This window comes from Pseudomonas sp. TE21394, from assembly GCF_054057835.1.
The window spans coordinates 4632777-4646707 of the sequence record NZ_JBSRZR010000001.1 but is presented as its reverse complement, the minus strand read 5'-3'; the positions used below and the strand labels follow the sequence as shown (position 1 = coordinate 4646707).

At 62.8% G+C, this 13931-nt stretch carries 13 protein-coding genes; 3 read left to right on the top strand and 10 right to left on the bottom strand.

Annotation, left to right across the window (positions count from 1 at the left end; genetic code table 11):
* Nucleotides 1–138: 138 nt before the first annotated feature.
* The 6 genes from benC to hisN all read right to left on the bottom strand — a co-directional run bounded on the left by benC (nucleotide 139) and on the right by hisN (nucleotide 6019).
* Nucleotides 139–1149, bottom strand: coding sequence for a benzoate 1,2-dioxygenase electron transfer component BenC (benC, locus tag ACVWZT_RS21345; protein ID WP_457471227.1), 1011 nt, complete (start codon nucleotides 1147–1149; stop codon nucleotides 139–141).
* A gap of 74 nt (nucleotides 1150–1223) precedes the next feature.
* Nucleotides 1224–1709, bottom strand: coding sequence for a benzoate 1,2-dioxygenase small subunit (gene benB / locus ACVWZT_RS21340; RefSeq protein WP_457471226.1), 486 nt, complete (start codon nucleotides 1707–1709; stop codon nucleotides 1224–1226).
* Nucleotides 1706–3064 carry a benzoate 1,2-dioxygenase large subunit gene (gene benA, locus ACVWZT_RS21335; RefSeq protein WP_457471224.1) on the bottom strand — a complete coding sequence of 453 codons (1359 nt, stop codon included), beginning with the start codon at nucleotides 3062–3064 and terminating at the stop codon, nucleotides 1706–1708. The genes benB and benA overlap by 4 nt, the downstream gene beginning before the upstream one ends.
* Nucleotides 3065–3178: 114 nt before the next feature.
* Nucleotides 3179–4135 carry an AraC family transcriptional regulator gene (locus ACVWZT_RS21330; protein ID WP_457471222.1) on the bottom strand — a complete coding sequence of 319 codons (957 nt, stop codon included), beginning with the start codon at nucleotides 4133–4135 and terminating at the stop codon, nucleotides 3179–3181.
* 251 nt (nucleotides 4136–4386) lie between these two features.
* On the bottom strand, nucleotides 4387–5118 hold the full coding sequence (locus tag ACVWZT_RS21325; protein WP_457472130.1) for a hypothetical protein: 732 nt from the start codon (nucleotides 5116–5118) through the stop codon (nucleotides 4387–4389).
* 109 nt (nucleotides 5119–5227) lie between these two features.
* Complete coding sequence (gene hisN / locus ACVWZT_RS21320; RefSeq protein WP_457471220.1) at nucleotides 5228–6019, bottom strand: histidinol-phosphatase; 792 nt, start codon at nucleotides 6017–6019, stop codon at nucleotides 5228–5230.
* A gap of 126 nt (nucleotides 6020–6145) precedes the next feature.
* Between hisN and ACVWZT_RS21315 the strand changes: the two genes are divergently transcribed.
* Nucleotides 6146–7036, top strand: a complete 891-nt coding sequence (locus tag ACVWZT_RS21315) for a universal stress protein (RefSeq protein WP_296233502.1) — start codon at nucleotides 6146–6148, stop codon at nucleotides 7034–7036.
* A gap of 240 nt (nucleotides 7037–7276) precedes the next feature.
* The gene (locus ACVWZT_RS21310; protein ID WP_457471218.1) at nucleotides 7277–9418 is read left to right on the top strand and encodes a TonB-dependent siderophore receptor; all 2142 of its coding nucleotides are present in this window, start codon (nucleotides 7277–7279) and stop codon (nucleotides 9416–9418) included.
* A gap of 30 nt (nucleotides 9419–9448) precedes the next feature.
* Here the strand turns inward: ACVWZT_RS21310 and ACVWZT_RS21305 are convergent, their stop codons facing one another.
* The 4 genes from ACVWZT_RS21305 to ptrR form a co-directional block, all read right to left on the bottom strand.
* Nucleotides 9449–9970: an acyloxyacyl hydrolase gene (locus ACVWZT_RS21305; protein WP_296233504.1), complete on the bottom strand. Its 522-nt coding sequence runs from the start codon at nucleotides 9968–9970 to the stop codon at nucleotides 9449–9451.
* Between the two features lie 195 nt (nucleotides 9971–10165).
* Nucleotides 10166–10912, bottom strand: coding sequence for a phytanoyl-CoA dioxygenase family protein (locus ACVWZT_RS21300; RefSeq protein ID WP_296233505.1), 747 nt, complete (start codon nucleotides 10910–10912; stop codon nucleotides 10166–10168).
* Nucleotides 10913–10966: 54 nt separating this feature from the next.
* On the bottom strand, nucleotides 10967–11410 hold the full coding sequence (locus tag ACVWZT_RS21295) for a carboxypeptidase regulatory-like domain-containing protein (protein WP_457471217.1): 444 nt from the start codon (nucleotides 11408–11410) through the stop codon (nucleotides 10967–10969).
* A 126-nt stretch (nucleotides 11411–11536) separates the two neighbouring features.
* Nucleotides 11537–12403 carry a putrescine utilization regulator PtrR gene (gene ptrR, locus ACVWZT_RS21290; RefSeq protein WP_296233592.1) on the bottom strand — a complete coding sequence of 289 codons (867 nt, stop codon included), beginning with the start codon at nucleotides 12401–12403 and terminating at the stop codon, nucleotides 11537–11539.
* 107 nt (nucleotides 12404–12510) lie between these two features.
* Here ptrR and ACVWZT_RS21285 point away from each other — a divergent pair, with 107 nt between their 5' ends.
* Entirely contained in the window at nucleotides 12511–13896 is a 1386-nt protein-coding gene (locus tag ACVWZT_RS21285; protein ID WP_457471216.1) for an aldehyde dehydrogenase family protein, read from the top strand.
* The last annotated feature ends 35 nt before the right edge of the window (nucleotides 13897–13931 follow it).

The following is a 13931-nucleotide window of genomic DNA, read 5'->3' as shown; positions in this document are numbered from 1 at the left end:
GCACATCTCCGCCTGCCCGCAGTCCCTGTGGGGGGCGGGTTTACCCGCGAAGACATCCCAAAGCCGCTGTATCTGCTGGCCTCTTCGCGGGTGAACCCGCTCCCACAGGGGGCGGTGTAATGTTCGGAATAAAAGGGATCAGGCCGCCGCCGCGAACTTCTCGTAGTAGAAGTTCGTCGGGGTGATTCCCTGCTCACGCACGTACTGGCTCACCGCCTCGACCATCGGCGGCGGGCCGCACAGGTACACGTCGACATCGCCATCGTTGAGGTGGTGCGGCTCGATGTGCTGGGTCACGTAACCCTTGCGTGGGTATTGGCTGTCGGGGTTGGCCACGCAGGCGCTGAAGGTGAAGTTGGGTATGCGCGCCGCCAAGGCCTGCAGGCGGTCGAGCTCGACCAGGTCGAAGTCGTTGGTCACCCCGTAGATCAGGTGCAACGGGTGCGCGCTGCCCTGCTCGGCGATCTTCTCCAGCATTGCCGTGAACGGTGCCAGACCGGTGCCGCCGGCCAGCAACAGCAGCGGGCGCTGGATCGGCCGCAGGTAGAAGCTGCCCAGTGGCCCGGTCAGGGTCATGCTGTCGCCGATCTTGGCCAGGTTGCTCAGGAAGCTGCTCATCAGCCCGCCCGGCACGTTGCGGATCAGGAAGCTGACCTCACCATCCTTCTGCAACGAGCTGAACGAATAGGCGCGGCTCTGCCCGCTGCCCGGCACCATGAGGTTGACGTACTGGCCGGGCAGGAAAGCCAGGCGGCTGAGAGCCTCCCCCCTGAGTGACAGGGCAATGGTGCTGGCCGACAGCTGGCGCAGGTCGCTGATCGCGGCCTCGAAACAGGCCTGCTCGGTCTTGCACAGCTGCGACGAGGCTGGAATGCGGATCACGCAGTCGCTTGCGGCGCGCATCTGGCAGGTCAGCACGTAGCCGTCGGCGATTTCGTCGTCGCTCAGGGCGTCTTCGATGAAGTTGTCGCCCTGCTCGTAACGCCCGGACTCGGCCTTGCACTTGCAGGTACCGCAGGCGCCGTCGCGGCAGTCCAGCGGAATGTTGATGCCCTGACGGTAGGCAGCGTCGGCCACGCTTTCATGGCCGCTGGCTTCGATGAAGCGGGTTACCCCGTCTTCGAAATTCAATGCGATCTGGTAGCTCATGTTGCACCTCGCGGGGCGAGCCGGGCCACGGCGCATCGCAGGACGCACCGGGCAGCACTGGCAAAAACCCTGGTTCAGATGTGGTAGATGTCGATGACCTGGCGCACGTAGTCGTTCTTCAGCACCACCTTCTTGGCCTTGATCAGCGGCTGCTCGCCGCGCAGGTCGAGGGTGTAGAAACTGCTGCCGAAGTAACTGTCGGTGGTCTTGTAGCGAAAGCTCAGGGTGTGCCAGTTGAAGCGCACCTGGCATAGCCCCTCTGCCTGCCCGACGATCTCGATGTTGCTGATGTTGTGCGAGGTGCGGGTGTCGGGCACGGTCGCGCTGGACCGCTCGGTCTTGATGCGGAACACGCGGTCTTCCAGGCCGCCGCGGTTGCCATACCAGATCAGCGAGATTTCGCTTTGCGGGTCTTCGGTCAGGGTGTCGTCATCGTCCCAGCTCGGCATCCAGAAGGTGGCATCGCTGGCGTACAGCTCCAGCCACCGGTCCCACTGGGCATCGTCCAGGTAGCGCGCCTCGCGGTAGAGGAAGTCGCGCACGGTGTCATACAGGCTCATTGCACGGCCTCCACGGGGATCAGTTGCTGTTCGTCCTTCAAGGCCTGGATCATGGTGTCCTGCCAATACTTGTGCTGCAGCACGAACAGGCCTTCGTCCTCGGTGCGCACGCCAGACAACAGCGGCTTGAGCTCGATCTCCCTGGCCGCCTCGTCGGCGCCTTGCACCCAGTGTGCAGCCCCACGGGACATGTCGTTCCAGCCACTGCCGCCGCCGTAGCCGGTCTGGCACGAGCGGAACTCTTCGAGGTCGTCCGGGGTGGCCATGCCGCTGACATTGAAGAAGTCTTCGTACTGGCGAATGCGCTTGGCGCGGGCATCGGCGCTCTCGCCTTTCGGTGCAATGCAATAGATGGTGATTTCGGTCCTGTTCACCGAAATAGGCCGGGCGATGCGGATCTGCGAGCTGAACTGGTCCATCAGGTACACGTTCGGGTACAGGCACAGGTTGCGCGAGTTCTCGATCATCCAGTCGGCACGCGCCTGACCGAAGTCGGCCGCCAGCTGTGCACGGCGCTCATAGGCCGGGCGATCTTCCGGGTTGGCCCAGCGGGTCCACAGCAGCAGGTGGCCATGGTCGAAAGAATAGAAACCACCGCCCTGCTTGGCCCAGGCACCGGCGCTCATGGTCTTGATCTCCTCGCCGGCTTCGCGCTGCTTGCGCTGGTTCTGGGTGGCGGCATAGTTCCAGTGCACGGAACTGACGTGGTAGCCGTCGGCACCGTTTTCCGCGGTGAGTTTCCAGTTGCCTTCGTAGATATACGAACTGGCCCCACGCAGCACTTCCAGGCCTTGTGGCGACTGGTCGACAATCATGTCGATGATCTTGGCCGACTCGCCCAGGTGTTCAACCAGCGGTTTGACCTCGGCTTTCAGGCTGCCGAACAGAAAGCCCCGGTACGACTCGAAGCGCGCCACCCTGGTCAGGTCGTGGGAGCCATCGCAGTTGAAGCTGTCGGGGTAGCCAGCGTTGCCTGGGTCCTTCACTTTCAACAGCTTGCCGCTGTTATTGAAAGTCCAGCCGTGGAACGGGCAGGTGTAGCTGGAGCGGTTGCCGCGCTTGTGCCGGCAGAGCATGGCGCCACGGTGGCTGCAGGCGTTGAGGAAGGCATTCAGCTCACCGTCCTTGTTGCGCGCGATGAAGATCGGCTGGCGCCCCATGGTCAGGGTGAGGAAGTCGTTGTTCTCGGGGATCTGGCTTTCGTGGGCCAGGTAGATCCAGTTGCCCTCGAAGATGTGTTTCATCTCCAGATCGAACAGGCGTGGGTCGGTGAACATCTCGCGCTTGCAGCGGTAGATGCCCTTTTCACGGTCGTCCTCGAGCAAGGCATTGAGGTAGTCGAATCCCAGTGACATGGCCAGGGTCTCCCTTGTTATTGTTTGGACCTGGTCAGGTTAGGGACTGGTAGGCGGCGGCAATATCCGCTTTGTGCGCGGTACTATCCATTTTGTGCAGGTTGTAGTGGTGGCTCAGCGCCGATTGCGCAAGGTCTCCGAGGGCAGCTCGCCAAACTGCTGCCGATACACCTCGGAAAACCGCCCCAGGTGCAGGAAGCCATAGTCCATGGCCAGTTCGGTCACGCTGCGCACGCTGCAACTGGCATCGCCCAGGCAGGCATGCACCTGTGCCAGCTTGCGTTGGCGTACATACTGCTTGGGCGTGGTGCCCAGGTGGCGGTCGAACAGTGCATACAACGAGCGCAGGCTCATGCATGCCTGCTCGGCCAACGCTTCGGCGCAAAGCTCGAGCTTCAGGTTGCGTTCGATATAGTCGAGGATGCGTTCCAGGCTTGCACCAGTTGAACCCAGGCACTCGCGGCGGATATTGGTGCTCATCAGCGTCAACAGCTTGCTGGCGACGATCTGGCTGTAATGGCCCTGCACCCTTGGCAGCGAATCAGTGACTTCCGCTTCATGGCAAACCATCGCCAGCAGGTTGACGAAGCCGTCCAGCTCTTCCAGCCGGTAGTGGTTGCGCAGGAAGCGTACGCCGCCATCGGGCCGATGCCAGCGCTGTTCGTCACAGATCGACTCGAGCAGCCGGGACGGCACCTTGAGAATGAATTTCTCGCAGTCTTGCGAATAGGTCAGGTCGACCGGGTCATCCGGGTTGATCAGCAGCAACTCGCCTGGCACCAGGTGCTGCTCACGCTTGGGCCCGCGCCACAGGCAGTTGCCATTGAGCAGTACCTGCAGGTGGTAGATGGTTTCCAGCGCTGGCGAGGTGACCCGCACGCTGCCACCGTAGCTGATGCGGCACAGGTCGAGTTCGGCAAACTTGCGATGGCTGAGGCTGGCTTGCGGATGGGTAGTGTGGGACAGGCCGATGCAATGCTGGCCGACATGCTGGTTGACATAATCGGACACAGCATAAGGGTCGGCGTGATGAAACACGCTACTACGCTCGCTCAGCAGGCGGCTTTCCATAGGCAAGACACTCGGTATCGTTGTTGTTCTGTTCGCCGCGTGCTACGGCCCGTTGGACTGTGGTTGCGGCTGTCACGGCCAGTCTATCGAGCCGGTTGGCGGACGCGCGGGCAAGCGACAACCGGTACATCGGCTCACTTAAGCAAAATGGCCGGGGGTGGGCAATGCAGCGGCGCGAATGGCTGGGCGATTGGCGCACAGTTTGCTGCCCACAGGTGTTCGGTTATCGAACGCTTTTTCTCGGCCGCCTTTCATTGCACAGGCAGAAAGTTCATCAACAAAAGGCTCTGGGCATAATTCAGACCAATCCGCCGGTAGCGCTCATCCAGCAACTCGGCAAGCAAATCCAGGCGTGCCACGATCTTGCCGAACTCCACGGCAAAGCTGAGGTTGCTGCCTTCCTCGGAGATTTCATTGGAGAACAGTAACAGCTCGCCATTGGCATCCTGCCGCTGGCTCAGCATCCAGGTAGCCTTTTCGATATTGCGTGCAGCGTTGTTGACGAACAGCGGGTCGATCGTATCGGTCATGTAGAACTCGGTACGACCGCCATGCGCGGTGATCAGCATGCCGCCGATGGCGTAGATGAACGCGCCTACCCGATCGCCGCGAAACTCGGGGCTCAGGGCATAGCTCAAGGCCGCCAGGTCGCGGCGCTGGCCCAGTTGCGGCAGTGGCTGGCGTTGTTCGATGGCGATGCGGATCTGCCGCTCGGCAGTGGCTGCATCCACGTACCCGGACAGCTTCCACTGGCTGGGGTTGCGCAGGTACAGCTTGTTCATCAGCAGGTACAGGCTCTGCAGGTTGTCGCGCATGGACAGCGTGGCCATGCGGTCGACGCTGGTCTGGAACAACTCGCTGGGCTTGCCTTGACTGAACTGGTCGAGCATGTCACGGCCCTGGTCCTGGGTGCAGGCGCACAGGCAGGTGACGGCACCGGCAAGCAGCAGGCGCGCGAGAATGTGGGTATTGCTTGCAACCATCGGCACCGGGTCGATATTCGGCGGCTGCACCGGGGATCGGCGCAGCCTGGCCAAGCATAGAGCCCGGAAAGGGGAAAAAGTGCAGTGACAAGCCGTTGCAACACATCGCCTACATGGCGTGGCGCAGCATCTCCACCATCTGCGCATGCAGCGCCGGGTCACCGCAAGCCACCACGCACCCACCCTGCTGCGCGCTGCTGCCATCCCACGCGGTGATCACCCCACCCGCCCCTTCGATGATCGGCATCAGCGCCTGGACGTCATACGGCTGCAGGCTGGCCTCGACGATCACGTCGACAAACCCGCTGGCCAGCATGCAATAGGCATAGCAATCGCCGCCGTAGCGCAACAGCCGCGCCTTGCCGGCAACCGCCTCGAATGCAGCCTTGCGTTCAGCGGTGTCGAACATGTCCGGGGTGGTGCACATCAGCGTGGCCGAGGCCAGGCCACTGCAGGCACGGGTGTTCAACGGCGTACCGTTGCGCCAGGCACCTTCCGGCGTGCCGACGAAGCGCTCGCCGGTGAATGGCTGGTTCATCACCCCGACCAGCGGCTGCGTGCCGTCGTTAAGGGCAATCAGTGTGCCCCATAGCGGCAGGCCGGTGATGAAGGCGCGGGTGCCATCGATCGGGTCGAGTACCCAGGTCAGCGGGCTGCTGCCAACCGCCACACCGGCTTCCTCGCCGAGAATGCCATGCTCGGGGTAACGGGCCTGGATCAGCGCGCGCATGGCATCTTCGGCCGCCTTGTCGGCCACGGTCACCGGGTCGTACAAACGCCCGCCCTTGTCCTCGACATCCAGGCTGGCGCGAAAGTAGGGCTTGATCGCTTCAGCGGCAGCATCGGCCAACTGCTCGGCAAAGGCGCGGTACTCGCCGATCTGTGCAGCACTCAGGGACATGGGACAGGCCTCGTGACAAAGATGGGGCACGCATCATACCCGACACATCGCCCCGCTGTACGCTGCACCGGTCTAGACTGAACATGACCAGATCACCCGGGGGGCTGCCACACGTGGAGGTGTGCGATGAGCCAGTTCAAGCGTCTGTTCGTCATGCTCGGCCCGCAGATGCGTCACACGCCGGCGCTGCAGCGCGCGGCGGCGTTGGCGGAATCCAACGGGGCCTTGCTGGACATCAATGTGTTCGTCGACGACGTCGACACCTTCGGCCTGATGAGCGATAGCCGCGAACGCGAACGGCTGCTCAGTGACAACCGCCAGTGGCTGGCGGACGAAGCCGAACAACTGGCCAACGCCGGCCTGGATGTGTCCACCGAGTTGCTGCTCACTCGTGATCCATTGGGCAGCGTGCTGGAACGGGTCGAACGCCTGGGGTGCGACCTGCTGATCAAGGACGTGCAGCACGAACCCGTGCTCAAGCGCCTGCTGGTGACGCCACTGGACTGGCAGTTGCTCAAGGACAGCCCGGTGGCCGTGCACCTGGTCAGCGATATCCGCCTGCCCCTGCCCCGGCAGATCGCTGCCGCAGTGGACCTGAACAGCCACGGTGCCGGCGAGCACCTAGACGAGCAGGTGATCCACTGTGCCCATGCGCTGGCCCTGCAGTGCAACGCCGAACTGCACCTGCTGCATGTGTGCGATGCGGCCAGGACCCACATTGCCGACTTCGGCGCCGGCACGGTCACCATGCCCGGCTTCGATGGCAACCTGCGGACCGCCCAGCGAGCGGCGTTCAACCGCCTGGGCGACCACCATCAGATCCCGCTGGAGCGTCGGCACTTCCTGGAAGGCTCTGCAATCAAGGCCATTGCCCAGTTCGTCGGCCACAGCCGGGCAGATGTAATCGTGATGGGCAGCCACCGGCACGACGCCCTGCAGACCTTCCTGGGCGGGACCACGGCGCATGTGCTGGAGCACCCGCTGTGCAATGTGCTGGCAATCAAGGCGGTCCGCTGAGTGCCGGCCTGCCTGAACCAGCCTGTTCGCGCCCGCCCCCACAGGTTCGTCACAAATGCCATGAGCTGTGATGGACTTGCAGGAGCGGGCGTGCTCGCGAAAGCGCCAGCGCCGATTGACCCGCCCGGTATCTGGTACACCAGTGCCATATAAAAATAATGCATTTGATAATGATTCGTAGTAGTTTTGCCTCGTTTCAGCTCCCTACCTTCAGCGCCCTACCTCAGGATCGTCCCGTCGATGCGTCGCACGTTCGTTTCGCTTTGTGTGCTTCATGCCGTCTCCCCGTTGGCCTTTGCCGAGCCAGAACCGCTCGGCACGCCGTCCCAGATCGAACTGCAGGCGCTGAGTATTACCAGCAGTGCCGACAGCGAACGTGCCGATGGCCCGGTGGAGGGCTACAAGGCCACCCGCTCGGCCAGCGCCACCCGCACCGACACCGCGCTGCACGAAACCCCACAATCGGTCAGCGTGGTGCCCAAGGATGTCCTGCAAGACACGGGCGCCACACGTCTGCAGGACGGCCTGGACTACGCCGGCGGTGTCGGGCGTGCCAACAATTTCGGTGGTCAGGGGCTGACCACCTTCACCGTGCGCGGTTTTACCACCGGCGAGTTCTACCGCAACGGCTTCCCGATCAACCGCGGTTACCCCAACGCCCCGGACGCCAATACCGTCGAACGCCTGGAGGTGATCCGTGGCCCGGCCAGCAGCCTGTATGGCCGCGGTGATCCCGGCGGTACCTTCAATGTGGTCAGCAAGCAGCCGCTGCCGGAGTCGAAGGTTACCCTGGGCAGCCAGTTCGATGACCAGGGCATGCACCGTGCCACCCTGGACGCTACCGGGCCGCTGAACCAGGATGGCTCGCTGGCCTACCGCCTCAACCTGCTGGGTGAAGGAGGCGACAGCTTCCGCGACGACGTGGAAAGCGAGCGCTATGACGTTGCGCCGGTGCTCAGTTGGCAAGTCAATGACACTACGAAGATCGTCTTCGAAGGCGACTTCATGCGCAACAATCACCCGCTGGACCGTGGCCTGACCCGCTTGCCCGGCCAGCTCGGTACTGCCTCGCGCGACACCAACATCTGGGAAAAAGGCAGCGACAACCTGCTGCACAACGACAACAACATGGCCCAGCTGCGTTTCGAGCACCTGCTCAATGACAACTGGACACTGGGCGGCGGCATGCAGTGGCTCGACGGCTCGCTCAAGGGCAACGCCGTGGAGGCCAACGCATTGCAGGCCGATGGTCGTACACTGGGGCGCAACTTCAACTACCGCAAGCTGGAGTGGACCGACCGCGACTACCAACTCAACCTCACGGGCCATTTCGACACTGGCGGCTTCAGCCATACCCTGCTGACAGGTATCGAGTACGAGGACTACGACTACAACTCAATCATTCAACGCTCCGCCAGCGGTGCCGGCGCCTATCCGATCGACCTCTTCGACCCGGTTCTGGGCCAGCCCCGCCCAGCTCTGACCCGCATCACTACCCACGACAAGGAAAACCTCAAGACCTGGGCTGCATTCATCCAGGACCAGGTGGCCCTCACCGAGCGGCTGAAAGTGCTCGCCGGGGTTCGCTTCGAGCGTTTCGAGCATGATTACGACGACAAGCTGCCGGCGAACCGCGACTTCAGCAAGGCCGAAAACGGCGTCACGCCGCGCTTCGGCGTGATCTACGATCTGACCGATACCGTCGCGGTGTACGCCAACACCGCCCGTTCGTTCAAACCCAACACTGGCACGCCCGCCGGCAACGGCAGCGGTGGCTTCGACCCGGAGAAAGGCAAGTCCTACGAACTGGGTGTGAAATGGGAGGCGCTCGATCGGCAACTGAGCGTCGACGCGGCGATCTACCACATCGTCAAGGAAAACGTACTGGCCAACGACCCGAACGACCCCACCGGTACCTACAAGATCGCCGCCGGTGAAGTGCGCAGCCGTGGCCTGGATATCAACATCGCCGGCAACCTCACCCCTGAATGGCGGATGATCGGGGGCTATGCCTACGTGGACGCCGAAGTGACCGAGGACACGACGCTGCCCAAGGGCACCCACCTGGCCAATATCCCGCGCAACAGCTTCAGCCTGCTGAATACCTACGAGTTCCAGGATGGCCCGGCCAAGGGGTTGGGGTTGGGCGTCGGCGTGAAGTACGTGGATGACCGGGCCGGGCAGACAGCTGCCAGCACCTACACCATGGAAAGCTACAGCGTGGTCGACCTGTTGAGCTTCTACAAGGTCAACGAACACGTGCGGCTTAATCTGGATGTGAAGAACCTGTTCAACAAAGGTTATGACGAAGGAGCGTTCAACAACTACGTCTACCCGGGAGCACCACGGACGGTGCAGGCTGGCGTTTCCTATACCTTCTGAATCGCCGGGGCCGCTAAGCGGCCCCCGGTCTCAGAAACCTTTGCTGTAGAACAGCGAGTACGACTCGATCCCATCGTTAGGCTGCTTGAGCCCGGCATTGGAGTAATGCATCGCGCGGATCCCGACCTTCTGCTCCCCGGGCAACTTCAGGCCAAAGCCGATGCGGTCTTCGAAGTTGAATGCCGAGCCCAGGCGCTGGTCGCCGACGTCGGTCTTGGAAAACGCCGCCAGGCCAATACCGGCCTCGATGTACGGGGTGTAGCTGAACCCGCTGAATTCGTAGGTGAATACCGGGCTGAACGACAGCGAATGGGCGCCACTGGCCTCACCGCCTTCCCAGTAGGTGTAGGCGGCATCCCAATAGCCGCTCACGTAGCCGGTGCTGCTTTCCAGCCATTTCTTGTCCCAGTCGAACGACAGGCCGATACGGTAGGTCATGTCGCCTTGGCCAGTGGCGCCAATGGCGCCGGACACCTGCGCTGCCTGGGCCAGGTTGGCCCCGGCAAACGCCAGCACCGCAGCGGCCAGCGAAGCTGCTAGACGGGTTTTCATCAATAACTTCTCCTGATGGTCTACACGACAAGCGGGGTCTTGTGCCCCTCGATATTGTGGGTAACCGCTACCTGAGCATCGGTCACACGAAGTAATACTTTTCTGATTATTATCCAGATAATCCGAAAGTTGAAAGTCTATTGCCACTATTGGCTAATGACTTCGCTCAGCATCTGGCGTGCCGGGGATGGCGCCTCAGTCGTACTCCGCTTCCGTATGTTCACCCAGCAGGCGTCGTTGCCGGGGCGTGGCCGCCTCCAGCACCTGCGGATTGAAGCGCCAGTTCAGGTAAGGTGAAAACTTCTGCGCCACCATGCGACGGCCATAGTGAACCTGCAGCATGTCGCGCTCACGGGCATGGCTGCAGTTGGCGCCACCGCCATGCCAGACATCACTGCGAAACAGCAGCGCGTCCCCGGCCTTGCACAGCACCGGCTCGGCCTTGCGGCCCTGCCACTGGTCTTCGCCAGCCTGCGGCGGTCGCGCCGCGCGGTGGCTGCCGGGCACGATCCAGGTCGGCCCGATCTCCTGGTCGATGTCGCTCAGGTACAGCTGCGCCGTCAGGATCTGCACGGGTTGCAGGAAGTCGCCGCGTTCGCTGAGCCAGTCGGGCAACTGCATGGGCAGGTGGTCCAGGTGCAGGGCCATGCCTGGGTAGCCCGGGTGGCTGCGCCACGCGGTCTGCCCGATCACATGGCAGTCGGCGCCCAGTGCCGCCTCGGCCAGGGCAATCAGCGCTGGCAGGTCGAGAAACGGCAACCACAACGGGTTGCGGTTGAACACGCATTTGTAGTGTTCCAACAGCCCCTGGTAGTCCCAGTGGATGGGCTGCAAGTCATCGATTGCGCAGCGCAACAAGGCGATGCGCAAGGGGTCGAGCACCGCCGGTAGCAGCACGTAGCCCTGCTTGTCCAACGTTTGTAGTTGCTGCTCCAGGCTCATGACAATGCGCCTCTTGCAGGCGGGAGTACACCCGTACTCCCGCCGCGTTCGCCATCAACGCCAGTTCAGGTTGACGGTCGCCGGTGATTTGCCGTCGACTGTCACGTCCTGTTGCACCGTCTCGCCCTGGGCGGTGCCAGTGATCTTGTATTTGCCCGGCGGCAATTGTACGTACAGCAGCGGCCCGGCATCCTGGATGCTGAGCACAGGCTGCCCTTGAGCATTCTGGATATCCACGCTGGCACCGCTCTGGAACTTGCCTTCCGGGCCAGTCGAGAGTTCGACGTGAAGATCATAGCCCGGGGTCTTGCGCAGGGCATTGGCCTCGTCCTGGCCGATGCCGCCTTGCAGGTAGCGGACGCCGTTCTGTTCCTGTGGCTGCAACTGCACGGCCTGCATGTCGATCGGGGCATTCAGGTCGGCGCCGGCCGCCAGGGTCCAGGGCAGCGCCAGGCCGACCAGCAGTGCCACGCCAAGGGCATAGTGATGTTTACGCATGGTACGACCCTCCGTTCGAGGATGGCTTACCTATTATCTGATCGTGCTCAGCAAACAGTGTTCGTGCAGATGCGTGGTCGCCTGGATGAAATTCGCTTTGATGGGCAACTGTGCGCTGCCTGGACATCAGCTTGTGCGGCGTTCTTCAAGTAGCTTCACGAACATGCTCAAACTGCGCGACACCGTACCCCGTCGCCACACCAGCCAGGTTTTCAGGTAGCGGAAGTCCTCTGACATCGGCCAGGCGCTGACTGTGCTGCAACCGGGCATGTTGTCGAGCATGCTGCGTGGCATCATGGCAAGGCCGGCGCCGGCGCTGACGCAGGCCAGCATGCCGTGGTACGACTCCATTTCGTGGATCTTGCCTGGTACCGCCTGGTCCTGGACAAACCAGTTCTCGAAGTGGTGGCGGTAGGAACAGTTGGCGCGGAAAGCATAGATGTTCTCGCCATTGACCTCCCGGGCGCGGGTTACCGGGGCATGGTTGAGTGGTGCAATGACCATCATTTCTTCCTCGAATACCGGCATGCCCTCCAGCGTCGGGTGCAGCACCGGCCCGTCGACGAATGCCGCCACCAGGCGCCCGGACAACACGCCCTCGAGCATGGTCCCCGATGGCCCGGTAGACAGGTCCAGGTCGACCTTGGGGTAGCGTTGGTTGTATGCCGCCAGCAAGGCCGGGATGCGCACTGCCGCCGTGCTTTCCAGCGACCCCAGAGCGAAGGTGCCTTGCGGGTCCTCGCCGGCCACAGTCAGGCGCGCCTCGTGAACCAGGTCGAGGATACGCCGGGTGTATTCGAGGAAGTTCCAGCCTGCCGGTGACAGGCGCAGGCGGCTCTTTTCACGAATGAACAATGCCACGCCAAGGTCTTCCTCCAACTGCTTGATGCGTGTAGTCAGGTTCGACGGCACCCGATGGATGTGCTGCGCGGCGGCGCTGATACTGCCCTGCTCTGCTACCGCCTTGAAGATCTCCAGTTGCACCAGGTCCACAGTCATTCTCCAAACGTGAATGTTTCGCTCATTATTATTCAGTTTTCATTAAAGCCCTAGCCCACTAGTCTGGCGTCTCGGATCAACGACTACGAGAGTGTCCCGCCATGAGCGCGATCAGCAGCCTGAGCCACGCCATCTCCCTCGACCCGTACAGCGGCGAGCAGATCGGCGCTTACCCGTTCGACACCGACGCCGCACTGGAAGCGGCGCTGCAACGTGCCAAGGTTGGCTTCCGCCAGTGGCGCCAGGTGTCGCTGGGTCAGCGCAGCGAATACTTGCTGGCGCTGGCCAGCACGCTCGAAACCAAGGCCGAAACCTTCGCGCAGATGATCAGCCGCGAAATTGGCAAGCCGATCGCCCAGGCCCGTGGCGAGGTCAGCAAATGCGTCGGCCTGTGCCGCTGGTACGCCGAGCACGGCCCGGCGATGCTCGCTGCCGAGCCGACCCAGGTGGAAAAGGCCCGCATCGAATACCGCCCGCTGGGCCCGATCCTGGCAGTGATGCCGTGGAACTTCCCGGTATGGCAGGTACTGCGCGGCGCCGTGCCGGCGATCCTGGCCGGCAACACCTACGTGCTCAAGCACGCCCCGAACGTGATGGGCAGCGCTTACCTGCTGGGCGAACTGTTCAAGGATGCCGGCCTGCCAGAAGGCGTGTTCGAGGTGCTGAACGTCACCCCGGACGGGGTCACCCGTGCCATCAACGACCCGCGCATCGCCGCCGTGACCCTCACTGGCAGCGTACGGGCCGGCATGGCCATTGGTGCGCAGGCTGGCGCGGCGCTGAAAAAGTGCGTGCTGGAACTGGGCGGCTCCGACCCGTTCATCGTGTTGGCCGACGCCGACCTGGATGCCGCCGTGAAGGCGGCCGTAATCGGCCGCTACCAGAACACCGGCCAGGTCTGCGCAGCGGCCAAGCGCCTGATCGTCGAAGCCAGCGTCGTGGAAGAATTCACCCGCCGGTTCGTCGACGCCACGCGTGAGCTGAAGGTGGGCAACCCGCTGGAAGACGATACCTACATCGGCCCGATGGCCCGTTACGACCTGCGTGAGGAGCTGGATGGCCAGGTCCAGGCAAGCATCGTCGAAGGCGCTACCCTGCTGCTGGGCGGACACAAGGTCGACGGCGTGGCCAACTTCTACGCACCGACCGTGCTGGCCAACGTCACCCCGGACATGACGGCGTTCCGCCAGGAGCTGTTCGGGCCGGTGGCGGCGATCATCAGTGCCCGTGATGCGGATCATGCGGTTGAGCTGGCCAACGACAGCGACTTCGGCCTGGCCTCGACCATCTACACCGCCGACTATGCGTTGGCCGAGCGCATGACTGCAGCCCTGGATACCGGTGGCGTGTTCATCAACGGCTACTGCGCCTCCGACCCCCGCGTGGCGTTCGGCGGGGTGAAGAAGAGCGGCTTCGGGCGCGAGCTGTCGCACTTTGGCGTGCGCGAGTTCACCAATGCGCAGACGGTTTGGCTGGATCGCAACTGAATTGATGCCGCGGGGCCGCAAAGCGGCCCCAACAC

Bases quoted from the DNA above. Each gene is read 5' to 3' on its own strand.
- benC (WP_457471227.1), bottom strand. From the start codon at position 1,149: ATGAGCTACCAGATCGCATTGAATTTCGAAGACGGGGTAACCCGCTTC.
- hisN (WP_457471220.1), bottom strand. From the start codon at position 6,019: ATGTCCCTGAGTGCTGCACAGATCGGCGAGTACCGCGCCTTTGCCGAG.
- ACVWZT_RS21330 (WP_457471222.1), bottom strand. From the start codon at position 4,135: ATGGAAAGCCGCCTGCTGAGCGAGCGTAGTAGCGTGTTTCATCACGCC.
- ACVWZT_RS21285 (WP_457471216.1), top strand. From the start codon at position 12,511: ATGAGCGCGATCAGCAGCCTGAGCCACGCCATCTCCCTCGACCCGTAC.
- ACVWZT_RS21325 (WP_457472130.1), bottom strand. From the start codon at position 5,118: ATGGTTGCAAGCAATACCCACATTCTCGCGCGCCTGCTGCTTGCCGGT.
- ACVWZT_RS21315 (WP_296233502.1), top strand. From the start codon at position 6,146: ATGAGCCAGTTCAAGCGTCTGTTCGTCATGCTCGGCCCGCAGATGCGT.
- ACVWZT_RS21305 (WP_296233504.1), bottom strand. From the start codon at position 9,970: ATGAAAACCCGTCTAGCAGCTTCGCTGGCCGCTGCGGTGCTGGCGTTT.
- ACVWZT_RS21300 (WP_296233505.1), bottom strand. From the start codon at position 10,912: ATGAGCCTGGAGCAGCAACTACAAACGTTGGACAAGCAGGGCTACGTG.
- benB (WP_457471226.1), bottom strand. From the start codon at position 1,709: ATGAGCCTGTATGACACCGTGCGCGACTTCCTCTACCGCGAGGCGCGC.
- ACVWZT_RS21295 (WP_457471217.1), bottom strand. From the start codon at position 11,410: ATGCGTAAACATCACTATGCCCTTGGCGTGGCACTGCTGGTCGGCCTG.
- ACVWZT_RS21310 (WP_457471218.1), top strand. From the start codon at position 7,277: ATGCGTCGCACGTTCGTTTCGCTTTGTGTGCTTCATGCCGTCTCCCCG.
- benA (WP_457471224.1), bottom strand. From the start codon at position 3,064: ATGTCACTGGGATTCGACTACCTCAATGCCTTGCTCGAGGACGACCGT.